The sequence below is a fragment of the Rhizobium sp. Root708 genome (assembly GCF_001429725.1).
Lineage (GTDB): Bacteria > Pseudomonadota > Alphaproteobacteria > Rhizobiales > Rhizobiaceae > Rhizobium.
Genome location: NZ_LMHV01000006.1, coordinates 124071 through 146063, shown reverse-complemented (window position 1 = coordinate 146063; position 21993 = coordinate 124071). Strand labels below are relative to the sequence as shown.

General features: G+C 59.2%; 22 protein-coding genes and 2 pseudogenes. 15 read left to right on the top strand and 9 right to left on the bottom strand.

All coding sequences use genetic code 11. The annotated features are described in order from the left end of the window. The first annotated feature begins 33 nt into the window (after nt 1-33). From ASE04_RS06885 to ASE04_RS31890, 3 genes are all read left to right on the top strand, one after another. Nucleotides 34-561, top strand: a complete 528-nt coding sequence (locus ASE04_RS06885) for an RNA polymerase sigma factor (RefSeq protein WP_056814058.1) — start codon at nt 34-36, stop codon at nt 559-561. A gap of 2 nt (nt 562-563) precedes the next feature. Then, nucleotides 564-2573: a vWA domain-containing protein gene (locus ASE04_RS06880; RefSeq protein ID WP_244490357.1), complete on the top strand. Its 2010-nt coding sequence runs from the start codon at nt 564-566 to the stop codon at nt 2571-2573. 225 nt (nt 2574-2798) lie between these two features. Then, complete coding sequence (locus ASE04_RS31890) at nt 2799-2924, top strand: hypothetical protein (protein WP_274533867.1); 126 nt, start codon at nt 2799-2801, stop codon at nt 2922-2924. A gap of 107 nt (nt 2925-3031) precedes the next feature. Here ASE04_RS31890 and ASE04_RS06875 read toward each other — a convergent pair whose 3' ends face one another. Continuing rightward, on the bottom strand, nt 3032-3931 hold the full coding sequence (locus ASE04_RS06875; protein WP_056814055.1) for an SDR family oxidoreductase: 900 nt from the start codon (nt 3929-3931) through the stop codon (nt 3032-3034). Between the two features lie 99 nt (nt 3932-4030). On the opposite strand from ASE04_RS06875, the gene ASE04_RS06870 reads away from it, so the two are divergent. Together ASE04_RS06870 and ASE04_RS06865 are read left to right on the top strand one after the other, a co-directional pair. Further along, the gene (locus ASE04_RS06870) at nt 4031-4867 is read left to right on the top strand and encodes a helix-turn-helix transcriptional regulator (protein ID WP_056814050.1); all 837 of its coding nucleotides are present in this window, start codon (nt 4031-4033) and stop codon (nt 4865-4867) included. Between the two features lie 208 nt (nt 4868-5075). After that, nucleotides 5076-6617 carry a mechanosensitive ion channel family protein gene (locus tag ASE04_RS06865; protein WP_056814048.1) on the top strand — a complete coding sequence of 514 codons (1542 nt, stop codon included), beginning with the start codon at nt 5076-5078 and terminating at the stop codon, nt 6615-6617. A 56-nt stretch (nt 6618-6673) separates the two neighbouring features. Here the strand turns inward: ASE04_RS06865 and ASE04_RS06860 are convergent, their stop codons facing one another. From ASE04_RS06860 to ASE04_RS06845, 4 genes are all read right to left on the bottom strand, one after another. Beyond that, nucleotides 6674-8122, bottom strand: a complete 1449-nt coding sequence (locus ASE04_RS06860) for an FAD-dependent monooxygenase (RefSeq protein ID WP_056814043.1) — start codon at nt 8120-8122, stop codon at nt 6674-6676. A 116-nt stretch (nt 8123-8238) separates the two neighbouring features. After that, nucleotides 8239-8955, bottom strand: a complete 717-nt coding sequence (locus ASE04_RS06855) for a hypothetical protein (protein ID WP_082597275.1) — start codon at nt 8953-8955, stop codon at nt 8239-8241. A gap of 38 nt (nt 8956-8993) precedes the next feature. Continuing rightward, nucleotides 8994-9269: a hypothetical protein gene (locus ASE04_RS06850; protein WP_056814040.1), complete on the bottom strand. Its 276-nt coding sequence runs from the start codon at nt 9267-9269 to the stop codon at nt 8994-8996. A gap of 54 nt (nt 9270-9323) precedes the next feature. Next, nucleotides 9324-9641, bottom strand: coding sequence for a GCG_CRPN prefix-to-repeats domain-containing protein (locus ASE04_RS06845; protein WP_200960691.1), 318 nt, complete (start codon nt 9639-9641; stop codon nt 9324-9326). 313 nt (nt 9642-9954) lie between these two features. Between ASE04_RS06845 and ASE04_RS06840 the strand changes: the two genes are divergently transcribed. After that, nucleotides 9955-10323, top strand: a complete 369-nt coding sequence (locus ASE04_RS06840; protein WP_056814037.1) for an MliC family protein — start codon at nt 9955-9957, stop codon at nt 10321-10323. Nucleotides 10324-10359: 36 nt separating this feature from the next. On the opposite strand, the gene ASE04_RS06835 is transcribed toward ASE04_RS06840, so the two are convergent. The 3 genes and pseudogenes from ASE04_RS06835 to ASE04_RS06825 form a co-directional block, all read right to left on the bottom strand. Continuing rightward, on the bottom strand, nt 10360-10635 hold the full coding sequence (locus ASE04_RS06835) for a hypothetical protein (protein ID WP_156408717.1): 276 nt from the start codon (nt 10633-10635) through the stop codon (nt 10360-10362). Then, a pseudogene (locus tag ASE04_RS32025) lies at nt 10584-11093 on the bottom strand (DUF6790 family protein). The gene ASE04_RS06835 and the pseudogene ASE04_RS32025 overlap by 52 nt, the downstream one beginning before the upstream one ends. A gap of 136 nt (nt 11094-11229) precedes the next feature. Further along, nucleotides 11230-12345, bottom strand: coding sequence for a helix-turn-helix transcriptional regulator (locus tag ASE04_RS06825; RefSeq protein ID WP_156408716.1), 1116 nt, complete (start codon nt 12343-12345; stop codon nt 11230-11232). A gap of 373 nt (nt 12346-12718) precedes the next feature. On the opposite strand from ASE04_RS06825, the gene ASE04_RS06820 reads away from it, so the two are divergent. Further along, nucleotides 12719-13909, top strand: a complete 1191-nt coding sequence (locus tag ASE04_RS06820) for an adenylate/guanylate cyclase domain-containing protein (protein WP_056814024.1) — start codon at nt 12719-12721, stop codon at nt 13907-13909. Nucleotides 13910-14322: 413 nt separating this feature from the next. Here ASE04_RS06820 and ASE04_RS06815 read toward each other — a convergent pair whose 3' ends face one another. Beyond that, nucleotides 14323-14808: an Lrp/AsnC family transcriptional regulator gene (locus ASE04_RS06815; protein WP_056814109.1), complete on the bottom strand. Its 486-nt coding sequence runs from the start codon at nt 14806-14808 to the stop codon at nt 14323-14325. A gap of 170 nt (nt 14809-14978) precedes the next feature. Here ASE04_RS06815 and ASE04_RS06810 point away from each other — a divergent pair, with 170 nt between their 5' ends. From ASE04_RS06810 to ASE04_RS06775, 8 genes and pseudogenes are all read left to right on the top strand, one after another. After that, entirely contained in the window at nt 14979-15758 is a 780-nt protein-coding gene (locus ASE04_RS06810; RefSeq protein ID WP_056814021.1) for an ABC transporter ATP-binding protein, read from the top strand. A 43-nt stretch (nt 15759-15801) separates the two neighbouring features. After that, entirely contained in the window at nt 15802-16575 is a 774-nt protein-coding gene (locus ASE04_RS06805; protein WP_056814019.1) for a transporter substrate-binding domain-containing protein, read from the top strand. A gap of 12 nt (nt 16576-16587) precedes the next feature. Further along, entirely contained in the window at nt 16588-17313 is a 726-nt protein-coding gene (locus tag ASE04_RS06800; RefSeq protein WP_056814016.1) for an ABC transporter permease, read from the top strand. 9 nt (nt 17314-17322) lie between these two features. Next, nucleotides 17323-18012, top strand: coding sequence for an ABC transporter permease (locus ASE04_RS06795; protein WP_056814013.1), 690 nt, complete (start codon nt 17323-17325; stop codon nt 18010-18012). Nucleotides 18013-18072: 60 nt separating this feature from the next. Further along, the gene (locus ASE04_RS06790; RefSeq protein ID WP_056814010.1) at nt 18073-18993 is read left to right on the top strand and encodes a homocysteine S-methyltransferase family protein; all 921 of its coding nucleotides are present in this window, start codon (nt 18073-18075) and stop codon (nt 18991-18993) included. 285 nt (nt 18994-19278) lie between these two features. Beyond that, nucleotides 19279-19952: pseudogene (locus tag ASE04_RS06785) on the top strand (L,D-transpeptidase). Nucleotides 19953-19966: 14 nt separating this feature from the next. Next, complete coding sequence (locus ASE04_RS06780; protein ID WP_082597279.1) at nt 19967-20503, top strand: OmpA family protein; 537 nt, start codon at nt 19967-19969, stop codon at nt 20501-20503. 246 nt (nt 20504-20749) lie between these two features. After that, the gene (locus tag ASE04_RS06775; protein WP_056814004.1) at nt 20750-21937 is read left to right on the top strand and encodes a DUF3422 domain-containing protein; all 1188 of its coding nucleotides are present in this window, start codon (nt 20750-20752) and stop codon (nt 21935-21937) included. Nucleotides 21938-21993 lie beyond the last annotated feature (56 nt).

Here is a 21993-nt window from a genome sequence, read left to right as displayed (position 1 = left end):
TCACCAAGGAAGCGGCTAAAAGCGGGTAGGGAATTGGACGCGCAACTGATCGAGCAGGCCAGAGCCGGAGACAGGAATGCCTTCGCGCGGCTCGTCGAGGCCAACTATGATTTCATCCACGCCGTCGCCTGGCGTTGGTGCGGGAATGCGGCGGATGCGGCGGATGCGGAGGATATTTCCCAGGATGTCTGCATCAAGCTCGGAGCCGCGATCCTTGGCTTTCACGGAGCGAGCCGGTTTCGAACCTGGCTTTACACGCTGACGCTCAACGCAGCGCGGGACCATCGCCGCAAGGTATCCAGGGAAGTAAGCCGGATGACCGCCTTTGCATCCGAACCGACGACAGCCGGCGTATCGGACGATGATCTCTCCGCTGAAGTCTGGGTCGCCGTTCGTGCCCTGCCCGATAAGCAATGCGACGCGGTGCTGCTCATCTACGGCGAGGGCCTCAGCCATTCGCAAGCGGCCGACATCATGGGGTGTTCGGAATCCACCGTCTCATGGCACGTCCACGAGGCCCGCAAGCGGTTGCGAACAGTTTTCGGCAGGCAGGAGGTATAAAAATGGACAAGCAACTCGCAGCCCTCTCGCGCCTGAAGGCGCCGGCGCCGACCGAAGAAGCGCGTGCTCGCGCTCTTAGCGCAGCATTGCAGTCGTTTGACGCCACGGAAAAAACGGCCACGCTCGCCCAAGGAATAGAAGAAAGCCCGCGTCCAAGCTCCATCCTCAACCGTGTTTGGAGCACTGCCATGAACAGGAAATTTCTCGCCAGCTCAGCTATTGCCACCCTGCTGCTGGTGCCGGCCGCCGGCTTCGTCGCGATCGAGCTGAGCCGTAACAATCCTTCTGGTGGCGGTATTGCCGAGACACCCGCAGGCGCTGTGCAGGATCTCGCCGTGAAACCGCTGCCGAAGCCAACTTCACCCGCGAACGTGGAGACTGAGACTCCTGCTCAATATGCCGAGCCTGCGGCGTCGCCGGCTCCACAAAGCAGGACCTCCGATTTCAATACCGATCAGATTTCCGGACTGCTCAGCAAGGATGCCCCGGCAGCGCTGGGCGCGAAACGGAGCGTCGCGCAAGCGGTTCCCACACCTCCCAGTCTAAAGGACATGGATCGCCAACGCATCGCGGATACCGAAAGTGACGAGCGATTTCCCGAGAGCCAGGTGAGCGGCGTGAAATCGGTCGCTGCGGAACCGGTTTCCACCTTCTCGGCAGACGTCGATACCGCTTCCTATTCCTTCGTTCGCCGCGCGCTGATGGCTGGCGAACTACCCTCGCCGGCATCTGTGCGGACCGAAGAGATGATCAACTACTTCCCGTATGACTGGGCGGCGGCTGACACTGCCGATCAGCCTTTCAAGGCCACGGTGACCGTGATGCCGACGCCCTGGAATGCGGGAACCGAGCTGTTGCATGTTGCTATCAAGGGATACGACCTTGCTCCCGCGCAAGCGCCGCCGGCCAATCTTGTTTTCCTCATCGACGTTTCCGGATCGATGGATGAGACAGACAAGCTGCCGCTCCTGAAGAGCGCTTTCCGGCTGCTCGTTGATAAGCTGCGACCAGAAGACAAGGTATCGATCGTTACCTATGCCGGCAACGCCGGAACCGTGCTCGAGCCAACCAGCGCTTCGGACAAGCGCAAGATCCTGGCGGCGATCGACGGCCTGCAGCCTGGCGGATCGACAGCGGGCGCGGCTGGCATTCAGGCAGCGTACGACCTAGCGAAATCGGCCTTCGTCAAAGAGGGCGTCAATCGCGTGATGCTCGCAACGGACGGCGACTTTAACGTCGGCCCGTCGAGCGACGACGATCTGAAGGCCCTGATCGAAAACGAGCGCAAGACCGGTATTTCCCTGTCGGTGCTGGGTTTCGGCCGCGGCAATCTCAACGACGGCCTGATGCAGGCCCTCGCACAGAACGGCAATGGCACGGCGGCCTATATCGATACGCTTGCCGAAGCGGAAAAGACGCTGGTGCAAGAGGCAAGCGCAGCCCTCTTTCCGATCGCCAAAGACGTAAAGTTCCAGATGGAATTCAATCCGGCTCGAGTCGCCGAATATCGCCTTGTCGGCTACGAAACGCGGGCGCTGAAACGAGAGGATTTCAACAACGATCGGGTTGATGCCGGCGATATCGGCTCCGGCCACAGCGTCACCGCGATTTACGAGATTACGCCGAAAGGCAGTCCCGCGGTGCTTACCGACGATCTCCGCTACGGGAGCGAGGAGAGCGTACCGGCCGCACAGGCGCCGAAGACTGGTGATGAACTGGCATTCCTCAAGATTCGTTACAAGAAGCCGGATGAGAACAAGAGCGCGCTGATCAGCCTGCCGATAACCGATGCCAACGACGTAGCATCGATCGACAAGGCACCGGTCGATGTCCGCTTCTCGACCGCGGTTGCTGCGTTCGGCCAGAAATTGCGGGGCGACCCGGCGCTCACCGACTTTTCGTACGAAGCCGTAACAGCTCTCGCCGAAAACGCACGCGGCACCGACGCGTTCGGCTATCGTGGCGAGTTCCTGCGCCTCGTGAGACTGGCGAGTGGATTGTCGCCACACTGAGCGATCAACCGAAACATCGGCGCAAGCAAACAAACGCCGTCGCCCATCACAACGGGCGGCGGCGTGCGCAATCTCAACGAATACTGTCCAAGCCTATTTCCTCAGAAAGGCTGGACGCACCGCGAAGCCGCATTTTGGGATAGCCGGGTTTAGGCTTCCTTCACCATTCTTTGGCATGACACCCCGGCGCGGATTAATATTGCGTTCCGTGCTCAGGGGGCATCTATGAGAGTGTCTTTGGTCCGACTCTGGTCCGCCGCGTTCGTTCTGGCGGTGCTGGTCGCAATCAATCCATTCGGCAATCACGCAGCCGAGCCGATGGCGACCGGATCGATCCCGACGAAGAATTAATAAGGCGATCGCCCGGCACCGTGGACCGCTGCCGGGAGACGCAGGGCGACAGGACCATCGCAATCGACAGTGCCGACCGGCAGGAACCTGTCCCGTGGCATTGATATCTATGCCGCCAGGCTATCGTAATTCATTGCGTCGAGATCTGCGATCAGGCCCGGTCCCGAGGGGTTCCATCCGAGGACCCGACGCGTGATGGCGCTGGAGGCCGGAAAATCCAACCCCATGAACATCGCCATCCAGCCAAAATGATCCGCAGCTTTTTCCGGTGCGATCGAGACCACCGGCAATTTGAGCCCTCGACCGAGCGCCTCGGCGATAACACGGGATGAAATCCCCTCCTCTCCGACCGCGTTATAGCGAGCGCCGGGTTCCGCCCTTTCAATCGCCAGCCGATAGAGGAGCGCCACATCGCTCAGATGGCCTGCCGGGAAGCGGTTATGTCCTTCGCCCACATAGGCAGACGCGCCCTTGTCTCGGGCAATGGCAATCAAGGGCGAGATCAGACCCTGCTTTATCGTGTTGTGGACCTGCGGAAGTCGGACCACCCCGACATTCACGCCGGCCTCGAGGAGCGCATTGCCCGCCAGTTCGGATGCGACACGCGGATTGGGATGCTCGAAATTGCAGACGTCCTCTCTTGCCGGTCCTCCCAGAACCGCATTGCCAAGGCCCGTGCCTGAAGTGATGAGCAACGGGCGGCTTGATCCCTTCAATACCTCGCCAAGTGCCGCGATCGCCCGGACGTCTTTCTGGCAGTTCTCGACGAAGCGGGAGAAATCATGGTCGAAAGCGGTGTGGATCACGGCATCGGCCTTCTCGGCGCCGCGGCTGAGGCTTTCCGGTTCCTCCAGCGTGCCGCGATGCGCTTCGACGCCGGCAGCTTCAAGTGCTTTCGCTCCGCTGTCCGAGCGGGTCATACCGATGACGTGATGACCGGCCTTCAGCAACTCAGGCACGATGGCTGATCCGATAAAGCCGGTCGCTCCAGTCAGGAAGATGCGCATAAGGATGTCTCCTTGTTGATAAGGACCTGACTATTGCGCTATCGTTTATGGTGTTAAAGTAGTTAGATTATCCTATTATAATGGCCAACAGGTAAGACCATGACGACCGACCGCAATCCCCTTGGCATGTTCCTTCGAGACCGGCGCACACGGTTGGATCCGGCGACCTTCGGATTGTCAGGGCGCCGCCGTACCCCGGGGCTCCGACGGGAGGAAGTCGCGCAACGCGCCAATATCAGCCCCACCTGGTACACCTGGCTGGAACAGGGCCGAGGCGGTGCGCCTTCCGCCGACGTCCTGAACCGGATCGCAAACGGCCTGATGCTGACAGAACCCGAGCGCGAGCACCTTTTCATGCTCGGCCTCGGTCGCCCCCCGGAGGTTCGCTATCGTTCCGTCGAGGGTATCAGTCCGCGCCTGCAACGGTTGATCGACACACTCGATGCAAGCCCGGCTCTGGTACGAACCGCTGCCTGGGATATCGTCGCCTGGAACAAGGCTGCGACCGTTGTCATGACCGACTACAGCCAGCTCGCGCCGGGCGATCGCAACATTCTGCGCCTCTTGTTCTGCAATCCGACCATACGCAACGTTCAACATGATTGGGAGGCCATGGCCCGGTTCGTCGTCGGCTCGTTTCGTGCCGACGCGGCCCGTGCCGGCGCCACTTCCGAAATCGCGGAGCTGGTCGAGGATCTCTGCCGCGCCAGCCCGGAGTTCGCCGCTCTCTGGCGGGAGAACGAAATAGTGTCCCATGGAGAAGGGACCAAGCGCCTCAAGCACCCGATCCTGGGCGACATCGAGCTCGAATACTCAGGATTCGCGGTCGATGGCAGGCCGGATCTCAATTTGGTCGTCTACAACCCTGTTGATCCTGTCGTGACTGGGCGTATTCGCACCTTGGTCGCAGAAAGCGCTCGCGACGGCCGCCGGTAAGCTTCGGTGGTTTAATCACGGTTGGCCGGCAGTAATTGTCGATGGCACCCAAGGAAATCGAACGCGCTCGCGGTGCCTGTTGCGAAGCATCTGTGATTCCCGGCGCTTTCGACCGCTGGCAACGTTGGAGCGCATTTAGGAGCGAGCCATTCCATGATCACTCCCGACCAGTTATAAAACTGGACCTCGCCGCGCTATGGGATGGACCATGTCCTCGGAAATTCTTGGAAACCCCATCTTTCAGTTCGTCTCGCTAGTTGTTCTGAGCGCAGTGGCGAGATTGATTTTCGGCAAAAATCCGACCCTGCGACTGGTCGCGAACATGGCGTTCTTCGGCCTTTTGACCATCGTTCTTCTCTCGCATGGGATTGAGCCATACGCTCCAGACACAACCGCGGAAGAGCTTTCCTGGCGCATCTTTGTCGGTCTTGCCAAATCCGTCTGGTGGATTGGCGGCGCCATGGTGCTCGTCAGTTCAGTGCGGCTTTTTCTTATTCTCGAAAGAAAGCCACGCGAAGGCCGCCTGATTCAGGATCTTGTTGTCGGCGTCATCTATCTTGGAGCCGGACTTTCCGTCATCGCCTACGTTTTCAGCGTGCCTGTCGGCACACTGATCGCCACCTCCGGCGTCTTCGCGATCGTCCTCGGCCTTGCTCTTCAGAGTACGCTGAACGACGTTTTCTCAGGCGTCGCATTAAATCTCGGCAGACCGTACACCGTGGGCGACTGGATCGTTCTCGATGACGGCGTGCAGGGCCGGGTCGTCGAGACCAACTGGCGCTCTACCCATCTTCTGAACAATGCGAACGACGTCATAATCGTTCCGAACAGCACCCTCGCCAAGCGACGTCTTACAAATCTCACCAGCCCGGACAAGGCTCACGGCGTTGAGATCAGGGTACGCGTCCTGCCCACGAGGCCGCCGTCGGCGATCGAGGAGACGATGCGAGAAGTGCTGCTGAGCAGCAACCTGATCCTCAAGGAGCCGGCCCCTTCCGTGACCATCGTTGCCTTGGATGGCAATGGCATCGAGGCCGAGCTGTCGTTTCGAGTGAGCGACATCGGTCGAATATCCCGGGTGAAGAACGAGATTTACGATCTCGTGTTCAGGCACCTGAAAGCGAGCGGTCTTCAGCTGTCACCACCAGCTGGCGATACGCCAATCGATCTCAACGCCGGTCAGGATGGACTGCTTTTGAAGCATCCGGGTTCTGCATGGCGGCTGGTCAACACCGTTCCGCTGTTTGCGACACTAACGGAAGAGGAGAAGGAGACATTGGCCGCGAGTATGAAGCGGCAGACCTTCCGAAAGGGGACCGTGATCGCCGCGCAAGACACGTCATTGTTATCGCTTATGGTCGTTCGCAGCGGCGTTGCAGTCGTGGAGCGGGAAGCGCATGGCGAGCATATCGAGCTGACAAGGCTCGCTCCGGGCGACCTCTTCGGAGAGCGTGGGGTCCTCATGGGCGCGCTCGAGCCTGGAAATATCAAAGCGCTCACCTTCGTCGTGGCCTATGAGATCGCAAAGGAACAATTGGCAGCAGTCATGCGCCAGCGGCCTTCGCTCGCGGACGAGTTGGGCGTACTGCTCTCCCGGCGAATTGACTCGGAGAAACATCTGTTTGGCGAAGAGATGCTGTCGGAAAACAGCCATCCCTCGACACTCACCGCGAAGATCAGGCATCTCTTTGAAATCCAGCACGTGATACGACATCGCCCGGAAGCGACGATGCAGGATCGCGTCTCCTAGGCGGGATCTCCTCTGCTCGATGTGAAGTCTGGCAGCCAAAAAAAATGGCGGTCTGGTTATGCGCCTGAAACGCGACCGAGAAATGCTGTCAGGTCCTCCCAACCGTCGCGATGCGTAGTCAAGGCCACATAGCCATCTGGCCTTACGAGACACATTCCGTCCAGAGCGGATGGGCTGCGAATATCCCCATCGATCAGGTGCATGTAGTCTTTCAGACGAACGGCCACGTCTGCCGGATCTGCGGCAATGAGCGAGAAGCGGGCGCCGTTGCTTCCGAAGGTACCGAAACCCGCCATCCGGTGACCGGGACTTGGGAAGCCGAGGCCTTTCATCTCCGGCCCGTTCAGAGGACTCTGGTCATAAGCAACGGCCAGCTCTGATAGACGATCCGCGGCTCTGTGGTTGACGAAGGAGAGGCCAAACAGCTTTCGGATCAGAAAATCCCTCATCGCTTGACCCGCGACATTCTGCATCATGCCGACGCGCAGCATTCGCCCGGAATCCTTTAAAACCTGCGTTGCGTTCGCACTGCGCTCTATGCTGTAACTGTCGAGAAGAAGCTCGGGATCGGCTCTATCCTTGATAACCATGGCTAGTTTCCAGGCAAGATTGACCGCGTCCTGGATGCCCGTGTTCATGCCCTGTCCGCCTGCCGGACTTTGGATGTGAGCAGCGTCGCCGGCGAGGAACACCCTGCCCGCCCGGAAGTCCCTCACCTTCCGCTCGTTGATTGTGAATGGCGCAAGCCAGACGCAATCGCTTACGACCAGACCACCCGGTCCGCGTTGATCGACGATCGCCTGGACATCTTCGAGTGTCAGGCCGCGCTGCGGTTCCGCGCCCATGTCGGCGATCACACGGTAGCGACCGGTTGCGATGGGAAAGAAGGCGACGATGCCGCTCTTGTGCCAGAAGATCGGAAACTCGTCTTCCTGCATGTCGAAGCCGGACACATGGACATCGGCCAGCAGGAAGGTTCCCGGAACCGTGTCGCCTTCGAACGGCATGCCCAGCTGATGGCGGATAGGCGAGTGCGCTCCGTCGCATCCGGCCAGCCAATCTGAAACGATCAGTTCCTTGCGACCATCCGGGTGAACAACGGTGCTCGTCACCGTCTTGCCGTCATCGACGAGATCGACAAACTCAACGTTGCCTCCGAGAGCTTCGAGCTTTTCCTCAAGCACGCGCTCCGTCTCAGATTGCGGAATCATCAAAACGAATGGGAATGGCGAAGCGAGTCCATCAAAGCTCACCCGCACTATGGTCTTCCTGCCGGACATGATCTTGACGGCGTGCATCTTGCGCCCGGCTTCGATCAGGGCGGACGCGGCCCCAGATCTGTCCAGCAATTCGAGGCTCCGGCTCCAAACCGCCAGGGCCTTTGACTTGTCGGTGCGTGAGGCAGACTTGTCGATAGTTCTACGGGGCACACCGAAACGGCTAAGTTCGAGCGCCAACGTCAGACCAACCGGACCTGCGCCGGAAATGAGGACCGAAGTCGGCATGTGATTGCTCCTTGTCTCCTGCTGGCCAGCAATCTGCCGACGGTATTTAAATTCACGATCAGCCCTACTTGATCAAGGCGAACGGGGCGGAATTTCCTCCGCCCCATCATCCGATGTTACTGCCATTGACCGTCGGGAAGACGACCGTGGTATGGCGTATCCCGGCAATGCCCCCATGGTCCGAGCCAGTAGCCAGGAGGGCAAGGGTTGGAAGCCACCGGCGGATAGTATGGTGGCGGATAATAGGGGGCGGCATAGCGGGGGCCCGCAAACTCCGCGCCAAGAGCAGCACCAGAGGCCGCACCGAGCGCATACCAGCCGGCATTGTTCCAGCCGCGCCAGTGATCGATGAACAAGGCGGCCGGCCCGTTGGCGTCCGTAAGGCTCCCTTCCAGCACCGTCACGTCGAACGTCAGCGTCGTGCCGTCGAGCTTCGGTGACTTGAGCGTCACAACCGCGTCGCGAACATCCGAACCGCCTAGGACCGAAACGGTTGCGTTCGGAGGATCCTTGTCGAAACTATCCAGACCTTCCGCCCACTGCTTGACGATCTCCGCAGTCGTGACATGACCGGCAGCGCGAACGGGTCGATCGGCGAAGACGATTGCATTGGTCGAAACACCACTTAGGACAAGCTTGTCCCCTTCGAGCTTGGCGCCATCGGCATTGACGACGAGGAGCGAAGCAACCGGCGCCTGCTGACTAACCTGACCGACCGTCTTTTGGAGTGGCACGTGCGGCGAGGCCTTGGCCGTATCCTGCGCAAAGGCCGCTCCCGCAAGAATCGCCACCGAACCGGCAACGAGGAAGCCGAGCGTATTCATGCTTGTCATTGTCGAAATCCTTACAGATGGGGTTGGTTTGAAGGCGATTAGCCGCCGCCGTGAGTGGCGGCATAGTCGATACCGGCCTGCACTTCGGCCATCGCCTGTTCCACGAGCTCGGCTGCGCGCTCCTTGTGGCCGCCCTTGTTCGGCGTCGCGCGATGCAGGGCGTTGAGTGCGTTTTGAAGCTGCCGCAAAGCGGCTTCCATGTTGCCTTGCTCGGCCAAGGCAGGCGAGGACGCCATGGCGGCAACCGACCCTGCTGCAAGCGCGACGCCCGCAGTTGCGAGGACATTTCGACGAGAAACTATGAACTCGGACATTTCATCTTTCCTTTTCAACATAAGGGATGGTGGTCGAGGGCGGAGACTGGGGGCTTATTTCCAGCTGCCGTTCGGCAGGCGGCCATGGTAGGGCGTGTCGCGGCAATGGCCCCAAGGGCCGCGCCAATAGCCGGTCGGGCAGCCGTTGCTGGCGACAGCGCGTTCCTGATAGTAGCCGTTGGGCAAACGACCGAAATAGGGCGTGCTTCGGCAACCGCCCCACGGGCCGCGCCATGCGTAGGGCCCGCATCCGCCAGCAACTAGGGTGATAGTGGTAGGCTCGTGGATTTCCGGCACGAAGGGCGCCGATGCGGCAAGCGACGGAACAGCAAGGGCAGCCATTCCGACGATAAATACTACTTTCGTTTTCATCTTCATTCCTTGTGGTTTTCATCAAGCAGTGAGCGATACTCCGGACCTTGGCGTCGGGATCGATTAGAGGTCACCGGACTGCCGAGATCATCTGATGCGGTTCTGGTCGACGAGCGTGCGGCGCCGCCATAGGCCTATCGCCTACAGGAGTGAGCCAGGCCAACCGCGGCCCCGTTTCCTCTGCGATCGATGGCGTGGGGATACCCGATGTCGATCGAGCTACGCATCACCACTTCTGGGTATGCCGGCGAGACAACAGCGGATTATTTCGTTTCTCCCGACGGAACGACGTCTGATCATTGGAGGATGAAGAATGAAATGCATCGCCACTGCGATTTCCCTGACCCTCTCGTCGCTGATGGCCCTGCCGGCCCTCGCCGAGAACGGCACGGTTCCGCTTCAAAGCAAAGACAAGATCGAGCGTAAGCGGGTCAGTTACGACTGCGGCGCAGCCGGTCGTCTGGCCGTCGTCTACGTCAATGCCGACCCGAACTTCCTTGCGATCGTTCCCTTGCCGAGCCAGCCGCAGCCGACCATCTTCGTCTCGGTGCTCTCAGGTTCAGGCGCACGCTATGCTGCGGGAAAATATGTCTGGTGGACCAAAGGTCCCTCGGCAAACCTGTATGACACTACGGCAGGCGATAGCGCAGCGCCCACATTGACCTGCACGGAGGTCAAATGAATCTGACTGCCATCCCGAAAAGACAAGGCGCGATCGTCAAAGCACTTTGGCGACTGATCGCACCATTGTTGCAACACCAAGCGCGATGACGAGTGCCGGCAATATCAGGCCGGTGTTCATCCGCAGCGACATAAGAATCCCGATGAGCGCGAAGACCGCTCCGGCGATCAGGCGGGAAAGCGTCTGGACGTTTTGCCATCCCAAGATCCTGGCCAGCCGAGCGCTGTCCAAGATCGCGCTTGATGCCGGAACGAGAAGGATCATAAAGAAACCGCGGCAAGGCAGGGTGTAGCCGAGTTGATCGAGCGCCAATGCAATGCCCACAGCAGAACCGCAAGCGCGATCGTCAGGACGAGCAACAGCCCGAAATTGTCTGCGGCATAGTCGGCAGCTCGAAATGCCTGAACCAAGTGGCCGATGGTGACACCGCTATAGAATATGATGGCGTAGATCGCGACCGCGCTTTGAAAGGCGAGGCTACGTCGGAAGGCGAGTACGGCTGTCAGACCAAGTGCAAGGTCGGCTATACCGACTTCAAACTCGAAAGGGCTCTGTTGTCAGCCGATCTGCGCGGATGCGATCGACGGGAAAAACACGTGGAAAATTCCCGCCCACAACCCGTCGATTCCCACAGCCAGCAACAGGACGAAAGATAGGTATCGACGGGCCCAGGGCTGATCGCCCTGCAGGAAAATCGGACACACGATGGCGGCGATACAAAGAAAGGCCGGAAGGTTGGTGAGGATAATCCTGACAAGCTGGGCAATCATGAACGCCTCCGTAGAACGACCGTTGCAGTCGAGGATCCAGCGAACTTTGCCGGATCGATGATGTCGGACGTTTTCGTAAGGCGACCTGCTTGAGGGCGCATCCTCAGAACTGGTGATGGCGGGTAGGGATCGTGACCTAGTGAGCGAAGGCTCCCAAAAGAGCGCCAATGCGTTCGAAATCACGGAGGTTGGCGGCATCGGTCTTGCGCAGCACCGTACGGATCTGCGTGCGCACGGTGTCCAGCGAGACGTCGCGATCCCGGGCAACCACCTCAGCCGTCTGTCCGCCGAGCAGAGCGGCGGCGACGGCGCCTTCCGCGGCACTCAAGCCGAACAGTTCGCTGAAGACACACGGAGGCGCCGAACGCGGTTGCGAGAGGTCGTTGATCAGAATGAGAACGGGTGTGCCGACAGGCGATTCTTGTGCCGGAAGCGGCGATGCGAAGACCGCCAGCTGCCCGATGCGATCGCGTTCCGGTGCGTCGAACTCAATCCTCATGGCGCCGCCGCTTCCGCCTTGCGCGGCGTTCTGAACGATCTGCCGAAAGCGCGATCCCTCGCCTCTTTCGACGACCAGACGCGTGCCAACCCCAGATGACATTCGTGACATTGATATCGGCAGGCCGCGGCATGCGAGGAACTTCATGGCCGAGGCGTTTGCGAACAGCACGTTGCAGTTCCCGTCGACCACAAGCGCATTTCCGGGCAACGCTTCAAAGGCCGCGTAAGTCAGGCGGGATTGAAGCTCGGATCGATACATCTTGCGGCGCAGCTGCAATCCACGTCTCACATGCGGCAGAAGATGCGCGAGCGCCCTGCGCTCGTTCGTTCCGAAAGCTCTTCCTTCCCGAAAGAAACTCATGATCGTGTGATCGCTGTCGCCGATCAGCCCGATCAGCATATGCTCCCGACCATTCAGCCGAGCGAAATCCTGGTAGAACTCGGAGCGACGATAGAGATTGGCATCGACCACCTCATCGACGAATACAACGGTTTCTGCGCCAGCGACAGCCGGCTCCAACTTCGATATTGCCGACCGGATTGGATCGATCTGCAGATAATAATTGCTGTACGGATCTTCGCCCAGCTCGGACGTCTGAAAGACGTTCGTCGATCGGCCATCGGCATCCCGAAAACGAAATGTGCCGGCTTCAGCATCCAAATATTCGAATAGGGTCTTGCGCAACGAAACCCAGTCGAGTTCGTTTGTCGACGCCTCGTAGATTTGACTGATGATGGAATGCGAGTCCATATGCATCACGCCCCAGACGCTTGAAGCAACGACAGCCAATACTTCTGAATATTAGCAACTCATGATTATAAAATCCAGTTCGGCCGGAGAGTTGCTTCAGTCCATCCCCTGAGCGACAAGGACTTGCTTCCACCCTGCTCAGGGTTATTTCATAAGACACCTCGCATATACTCCTCGTCAGGTTGCATCAGCGTTCTCTGTCGCGACATCTGAGCGTCGCAAACGAGACATGCTAGGTCGGTCCACTCTGGAGCCGGTTGGAAATCGGAACTCCAGATGTTGGGGCGTTACCAAGTGGGCTTGCGACCAGTTCCGACGCGGGAATATGCTTGCTACCGCGTTCTCGAGTCCCCAGAGAATGAAGGAGTGAAGGATGACGGGCAGGGAGTACGGCGAAACCGACGGTTTGATCGACTGGCTGATCGCCGAGGGACTATCCGTCAATGGCATCGACGCTATCCTTGAAAGGCTTGTCGAGAAGCTTCTCGCGCTGGGCTATCCCCTGGTGCGCGTGTCGATCGCCATGCCGTCGATCGATCCGATGCAGCGGGGCTTCGCGGTCGTATGGTTGCGGGACACCGCCCTGTCGACCGAAGTACAGGGGCATGGCGAAGCGGGACAAGACATGTTCGAGCGATCACCGATATTCTATCTCCTGTCCAACAGCTTGCTGCATGGTCGCTGGCGGCTGCCGGAATCCACCGGCACGCCATCCTTTCCACTGTTCGATGAACTGGCGAGCCTAGGTGCAACCGATTACCTCATGAAGCTCGTCCCCTTTCCGGGTGAGACTGCACTTCAGGGTGTCGGCATTTCATTTGCCGTCGATGGCGCGGATGGCTTTACGACCGAGCAGCTTGTGGCGATCGACAGGATCACGCCCGCGTTAGGGCTCGTCTGCAGTCGGATCGCCGCCATGCGTGTCGCCATCGACACGCTCGCCGTCTACACTGGCACACGGACAAGCGGACGCATCTTGAGCGGCGAGACACGACGCGGCGGCGGCGATGCGATCTACTCGGCCATCCTGTTTGCGGATTTGAAGAGCTTCACCTCGCTCAATGAGGCATGGCCGCCCGGAACGATCGTTTCATGGCTGAACGAGAGCCTCGAGGCCATCGTCAATCCAGTGGAAGCGCATGGCGGAGAGGTTTTGAAGTTCATGGGCGATAGCGTCCTTGCGATCTTCCCAGTCGATACCGCTGACGTAGCGGACGCCTGCGGGCGAGCATTGGCTGCCGCAAAGAGTGGGATGCGGGCGACCGAAGAACTCAACCAAAACCGTATCGAACGCGGAGACCCTGCGATAGAGATCGACATCGCCCTGCATGTGGGCGAGGTCTTCTACGGCAATGTCGGCGCCTCCCGTCGCCTCGACTTTACGGCGATCGGCAGTGCCGTCAACGAAGCGGCCCGGATCGAGACCCTTGCCGATACCGTCGGGCATAGCCTTCTGGCCTCCGCCGTCTTCGCCGCCCAGGCATCAGATGGCTTCCGGCCCGTGGGCACGTTCTCGCTCAAGGGCGTCGGAAGACCGACCGACGTCTTCGCCTGGATTGGTTGATCGCGGGTACAACCATCAGCGCACCTACTCGGATCGCGGATGCTCAAACTCTGAGTTGCGGAGAAGAAATCGCAGCGGCCCGATCAGTAGTAGGCGTCATCCGCCAATCAAATCGGCCGTTTAACTCACCGTTTATCGTCTTTCTTGTTTTGAAACATCGGGACGCTGGTTTTAACAACCTGGAAAACGCTCGTGTGTTTTCTGGACAGTGTCGGATTTTCGATAGGAGATGAGCATGATGCTCGATAATATTTCGCCGCTGTTCTGGATTGCTGTGAGCGCGTTTGTGTTCTTTCGCTGGGTGGTAAGTGACATGAACCGTCACGGCTAGGCGAAAGCGGCGTCTTCGGCCAAGGTTGGCACAACCTCCCGGGCAGACGGCTCGTTCGAAAGTGTTCCGCAGCTTCGATCCCTTACCGATCCGTATTGCCACCATCAGCCAATGGAACGAAAAGCCCGAGCTTCACATCTCGCAGCACCACGTTGGTGTGCATCCGTCGAATTTGAGGGTTCTCCGCCATGATCATCGCGGCGATATCGTCATAGTGCTCGACATCCCGCGCGGTTACGATCGCGATAAGATCGACGGCGCCGGTGACATAGTAGACCTGCTGGATGTGCTCCTGCTTTTCCGCCCAGGCACGAAATTTGGCGAGCGCGTCGTAATTGTCGCGCTCGATCTCCATGCCAACGATGAACACCATCGGTGTCCCCGTTGACTTCCGGTCCACGACGGCAATTTCCGCCTTTATGACACCGTCTTCGCGCAGGCGTTTCAGACGCCGCTGAACAGCTGACGTCGACAGCCCCACCTCTTCGGCGATCGCTTCGGCCGTGAGCTGGCAATTGCGCTGCACGATGTCGAGAATATCGCGATCAAAACGATCCAGGCTTTCCATTCCCATCCTCTTGGTAACGACCGGCATAAGCCGACGACATCTTCGTTCTCACACAAAACATGCATGCAGAACACATTTTTGCATTTTATACGCAAATTGGCCGAAAAATGCGCGCAAAATCAGCGTAGGCACGCGATATTCTCCGCGAATTCTATTTAACGGAACTATGTATGACAGAGCTGTCTTCCCAAGCGCTTCACGTGGAAGAACTCCACAAGAGCTTTGGGTCACACCAAGTCCTCAAGGGCGTTTCAACCACAGCCAACCAAGGCGACGTGATTTCCATCATCGGCTCGTCTGGCTCGGGCAAAAGCACGTTCTTGCGATGCATAAACCTGCTTGAAATGCCCGATCGCGGCCGCGTCATCGTGAATGGCGAGGAAGTTGCCCTGAGGCGATCGCGCCAGGGACAGATGCAGCCCAAGAGCTGGCGGCAGGTTGAGCGGATTCGAAGCGGGCTGGGCATGGTCTTCCAGAGCTTCAATCTATGGGCCCATATGACCGTTCTCGAAAACGTCATCGAAGCGCCGGTGCATGTTCTGGGCATCTCCCGCCGCGAGGCGACCGAGAAAGCGGATGCGCTGCTCAGCAAGGTCGGCCTTTACGACAAGCGCGATGCTTATCCGGCTTTTCTTTCCGGTGGCCAACAGCAGAGAACAGCAATTGCCCGCGCTCTATGCATCGACCCGGCGGTCATGCTCTTCGACGAGCCGACGTCGGCCCTTGATCCCGAGCTCGTTGGTGAGGTGCTCAAGGTTATCCGCGACCTCGCCGATGAGGGCAGGACCATGCTGCTGGTCACGCACGAAATGCGCTTTGCTCGCGATGTCTCAAACCATGTCCTCTTCCTACATGAAGGGCGTATCGAGGAGGAAGGCCCTCCGCAACAGATCTTTGACGCGCCGCTGAGCTCCCGCTGCCGGGAATTCACGCGAACGGTTCATTCCTGACCATCATCCATTCACACACAACTTTGCCAGGAGAATTCTTTCTATGAGATTGTTTTCGATTTTGCTTGCCGGGTTTGGACTGACCCTCTCTTCCCTGACGGCACAGGCCGAGGTTCGTTTCGGCATCATGAACGAGTCCTACCCGCCATTCTTCGCGAAGGATGCTTCCGGCAAATGGCAGGGCTGGGAAATCGACATGATGAACGCCGTTTGCGAGCAGATGAAAGAAGAATGCTCGGTCGTCGAACTCTCCTGGGATGGCCTTATTCCGGCACTTCAGAGCAAGAAATTCGATGTGATCTGGTCTTCGATGGCCAACACCTCGGAGCGCTCGAAGGTCATCGATTTCACCGACAAGTACTACAACACTCCAAGCACGCTGATCGGCCCCAAGGACCAGAAGCAAGGCGCCACGGCTGACGACGTGAAGGGCAAGACGATCGGCATCCAGGTATCGACCGTTCAATCGGAATACTACAAGAAGTACTTCGCCAACATCGCCGACGAAAAGACCTATCAGACACTCGACGAGGCGTTCCAGGATCTCCTGGCTGGTCGCGTCGACTACGTCTTTGGAGATTCGCTGGCGCTCGACGCTTTCCTGAAGAGCGAAGCCGGTATGGATTGCTGCGCGAAGATGGGTGATGTCGTCGACGACAAGGACGTTCTCGGAGCCGGCGTTGCCGGCGGTCTGCGCAAGGAAGACACCGACCTCAAGACGAAGCTCAACGCCGCAATTGCAGCCGTTCGCGCCAACGGCAAATACGACGAAATCACCAAGAAGTACTTCGATTTCGACATCTACGGCGCCAACTAAGCGATCGGATCGATGGCGGCTTCCCCACAAGGCATTCTCGACCTGCTCTCCCCCTATCCGCCTGGATGGGGCGGGGTGCTGTTGAGCGGAGCCGCCTCGACGCTCGCCATCTCAGGTGGCGCCTTCCTGATCGGACTTGCCCTCGGCACCGGCGGAGCGCTTGGGAAGCTGTCCGGCATCAAGCCGCTCCGTCTCTTGCTGGAGCTTTATACTACAACCATCCGTGCGGTTCCGGAATTGATCCTGATCGTCGGGCTTTACTACGCCGGAATGGACGGTCTCAACCGCGTCTTCGCGATGCTCAACCTGCCGGCTTTCGAGCTGAACGGCTTTGCCGTTGCTATCGCCGTTCTAGGCTTCGTTCAAGGCGCCTACATGACGGAGGTTTTGCGCGGGGCAATCCTCGCCATTCCCGTTGGCCAGATCGAGGCTGCGAAAGCGTTCGGAATGGGTCCGCGTTTGCGCTTCCGCCGCATTATCCTTCCGGCCCTGCTACCGAACGCGTTGCCGGGCCTAGCCAATCTATGGATGTCGATCACCAAGGACAGCGCCCTGGTGGCCGTCGTCGGCTATCAGGAGCTAGCTCTCGCGACGAGGCTCGCTGGCGCCAGCACCAAGCACTACTTCGTTTTTTTCCTCGCATCCGCCATGCTCTATCTCGCGATCACGCTCGTTTCGAACGCCATCTTCAAGGCGATCGAGCATCGCGTGCGCCGCGGCCAACCGAAGCTTGCCTGAGGAGATGATATGACCTTCTCGTGGATAAGCGCATATTGGCCGCTCCTGCTGACTGGCGCCTGGCAGACACTGGCTTTGCTGGTGATATCCGTCACCTTCGGCTTCGTTATCGCAATCGGCCTTGCCTTCGCCCAGATCAGCGGCGGGCCTGTCTCGCGATCCCTCGCCCGCGGCTACTGCACCTTCTTTCGCGGCACGCCGCTGCTGATACAACTATGGTTGCTCTACTACGGCGTCGGTTCGCTTCTGCCGATGATCCCCGGCATCCGGCAGAGCCTGCTGTGGCCGATCCTGCGGGAAGGCTTTTTCTTCGCGGCCCTCAGCTTCACCCTGAACTACGCGGCTTACGAGGCGGAAGTGCTGCGTGGCGCCTTGCTCGCCGTCCCGAAGGGCGAACTGGAGGCAGGACGCGCGTTCGGCATGCGGCCGCTTACCCTGACGCGGCGAATTTGGTTGCCGCGTGCCATTCGTATCGCGTTGCCGACGATCGGCGGCGAAATCGTCATGCAGCTGAAGGCAACGCCCCTGGCCTTCACCGTCACGGTCATGGACCTCTACGCTGTCGCTACCAAGGTTCGCCAGGATACGCTGCTCGTCTACGAGCCGCTGATCGTCGTGACCGCATTTTATCTCATCATCACCGCCATTATCGCGCGCGCCTTTCGCTTCCTGGAGGCGCAGGTGCCGCTGCGTCGCTGATCCCGCGTCAAGGAGAGGCAGCAACGCTCCGATGACCGAACTATTCTGGAGATCCCTTACATGAGCAAACTCTATATTCTCGACGGCGGAATGAGCCGCGAACTTCTTCGTCTCGGAGCAGAGCTGAAGCAGCCGGAATGGTCGGCCTTGGCGCTCATCAACTCGCCCGGGATCGTGCGCCAGGTCCATGACGAGTTCATCGCCGCCGGTTCCGACGTCATCACCACCAACAGCTATGCTCTCGTGCCATTTCATATTGGCGAGGAGCGGTTCCGCACCGAAGGCGCCGAGCTGATTGCGCGTTCCGGCCAACTTGCTCGCGAGGCGGCCGACGCATGCAAGGACCGCAAGATACTGGTCGCCGGTTCGTTGCCGCCGATCTTCGGCTCCTATGAACCGCAGAATTTCGACCCACAGCGGGTCCAGGACTATCTCAAGATCCTCGTGGAGAACCTCGATCCCTATGTCGATGTCTGGCTCGGCGAGACGCTCAGCCTCATCGAAGAGGGCCAGGCTGTTCGTACGGCAGTCGCCGGGACGGGCAAGCCTTTCTGGATCTCCTTCACGCTTGCCGATGATGCCGCGCAAACCGATGGTGCGTCTCCGAAGCTTCGGTCCGGCGAGCCGGTCGAGGATGCCGCCCGGTGGGCGGTGTCATCAGGCGCGGAAGCGCTCCTGTTCAATTGCAGCAGGCCCGAAGTCATGCGCGCCGCGGTGGACATGTCGGTTCAACTTGCCAGGCGCGATAAGGCGGACCTCCGCATTGGCGTTTATGCCAACGCCTTCGAGGGAGAGCAGGGAGGCGCCGCGGCAAACGAGAGCCTTCATACGACACGCAAGGATCTGAACGACGACGTCTATTCGCGTTTCGCCTGCTCCTGGGTCGATGCGGGCGCAACGATGGTGGGCGGATGCTGCGGGATTGGGGCAGCACACATTCACCGCCTGAGGCAGGCTCTTCTTCATCGCGAGGACGTCTAGGCCAGCCTCGGCTAAAGACGATCGGCATGGCAGCGACCGCCCGGTCACTGCCAATTCCTTTTTGATCAGTGGCGTTACCACCACGCTTTGGACCTCGGCGACAGGCGCACTCTCTACCCCGAGTAAAGCGATGCCAGTGCGAAGTAACGGCCCGGAGGATCTTTCCTCTCCTATCCTGCCCACCGTTTTGCTCACTCGGTGCGAATAAGAATTACCTGTTGTGCGCGATAAAAAATCTGATTTACTGGCGCCGTGTTGCTTTCTTGGCTTAGGGGGATATGGCCGATGGTATGGACACGCAGGAACTTTTTGCATGGCGGGCTGGCGGCGCTTGGCGCCGCTGCGATAACAAAGCCCGATCTAGCCGGGGCTGCATCCTATTTTAATGGCACATCCGTCGACAACGGCGTGACTTTTCGAAGGACGAACTTCGCCGTCATCGACAAGAAATGGCACCGCCAGGTCGTCAAGTATTTCAGTACCGAGCCAATCGGAACGGTGGTCGTCGATACAAGGCATCATTTCCTTTATCTGATCATGGAGAACAAGACGGCGATCCGCTACGGCGTGGGGGTCGGTCGCGAGGGCTTCCAATGGTTCGGTCGCGCCACGATCGACCGCAAATCGCTGTGGCCACGATGGACACCGCCACCGGAGATGCGAAAGCGCCATCCAGAGCTTCCCGAGTCCGTCGATGGTGGCTCACCCAAGAACCCTCTCGGCCCGCGCGCCATGTACCTGCATCGTGATGGCGTCGACACCGGCTATCGCTTCCACGGCACGCTGGAACCGCAGAGCATCGGCAAGGATGCCTCGAGCGGCTGTATCCGCATGTTCAACGAAGATGCGATCGACCTTTATCAACGCTGCCCCATCGGCACGGCAGTTCAGGTTCTGCCGCATATCGCAGGCAGGCAGACAAAACCACTCAGGTTAGCGAAGGAACTCCGGTCGAATGAGCAACACACCGCAGATGCCCATCCGGACCCCTTTCGCTAAATTACTGTTATCGTTGGCCGTGGTCGGTGCGCTTTCCGCCTGCACCACGAAGGAGATCGCCTCGGTCGAAGAGCCGGTGGCGACGCCGATGAGCGGACAGACCAACGATCCGGCGCCTGGTTTCGAGAAGGTCGCGGCCGGCAGCGAAGAGGACTTCATCCTCAACGTCGGACGACGGGTTTATTTCGCGCAGGACTCCGCTACGCTGGATTCCGTCGCAATGGCAACGCTGGACAGCCAGGCCGCCTGGCTCACCAGGAACCCGACCTGGCTGATCAAGCTGCAGGGATTTTCCGACGATTCCGGCTCCACCACCAAGATGGAAACTCTATCCCAGAAGCGCGCCGACGCCGTCATGGCTTACCTTGCCACCAAGGGCGTCGATACCAGCCGCATGTGGGCCAAGGGATATGGCAAGGACCGCGACGTGCGGGACTGCGCCGAACGTTCATGCAAGGTGCAGAACCGGCGCGTTGTCGCCAACCTCCGTACAGAGCGCGACGCGACCTGACGTTGCTTTTTTGACATGCCTCGGGCTCGAAGCCGAGAGTTGCCAAGTCGGCTAACTCTCGGCGCTATTGTCGTTCAACAAACGCCGAACTGCCGGCGACACTCCAACGATCGCAATGGGAACATGGCTTGAGGGCTGGACAAAGCGACCAAAGGTCGCCCTTCGATCGGTATTAATTCGATGGCGACGACGGAGCACCGTTGCTATGTGGGCTAACTCGATATCAGCAGAATCGTGGAAGATCGAATGTCCCAGGACTTCAATGCAGAGCTACATGCCCGGCCGTCCATCTATTTCGCCGGACCGGCATTCGTCGAACATCTCGCATTCATGTCCAGGGACCAGTATGATCCCATCATCGGCAGATTGAAGACCGACGCCGACGCTCCATACGTCCGTACACAGATCGAACGACATACCGAGTTCGTTACGGTCACGCGGGTCGTCCAGCTTGACGCTGACGCACGCGAATGGCCCGTGGCAGCAACATCATCTCTCGGCATTGGCGAAGTCTCCGAGGCTGATCTCATCTGCCGAATTGGGCTATTGGTAAACGGGACCGTCTCTGCGGAACTCGGTCCCAGCCTCAGAGAACTGGGTTTTCAGGAGACGGCTGCGTCATCGATCGGTGGCGGAGCGGCGCTGGTTTGCTCGGATTTTCGCGTTCGGCGGGGAGAAGGAAGCAGGATCGCTCTCTTCAACAGCGATCTCAATGCCTACCGGCTCGGACGAATGGTGCGCCGAATTCTGGAGATCGAAACCTATCGCTCCATTGCTCTGATGGGGCTGCCGGAGGCACGCCGGCTGGCGCCGCTTCTCAGCGAGTTTGACGCCAGACTGATCGAACTTAGCGATCGCAACCTGACGATTCCGACCTCGGAGCATAAACCCCTTCTCGACGAAATATCGGCGCTCTCGGCCCGTGTGATCTCCGCCACTGCCGAGACGCGCAATCGGTTTGGCGCGACTGCCGCCTATGCGCAAATCGTCGAAGAGCGGATAGCCGAACTGCGGGAAACACACGTACCGGGATTTCAACGTTTCGGCGTTTTCGTTGCGCGCCGCTTCAAGCCCGCGGTTCGTACCTGTGCGGCGACCGTGTTGCGGCTGGACCAGCTATCACGCGCGGCAACTCATCTGGTCGATCTCCTTCAGACCCGTATCCAGATGGAAATCGAGCTTCAGAACACGATCCAGATCCAGGCCATGGCCGATCGCGCGGCTACACAGGTAAAGATCCAGCGGGCCGTCGAAGGATTTTCGGTCATCGCGATCAGCTATTATCTGTTGAGCCTGCTGAAGGTAGTGTTCGAGACCGTGGACCACGCCGGTTACCACATAAGTCCGCTGGTGATGCTGGTTTCCATTCCGATTGTGATCGCAACGGTTGGCCTGACGGTTTTGCGGGTCAAGCATGCGCTTGAGCACGACTAGGGCCGGACACAAGCCAACGCCTAGTTTGAGATAAGGGCTTAGACCCCGGCCGATCG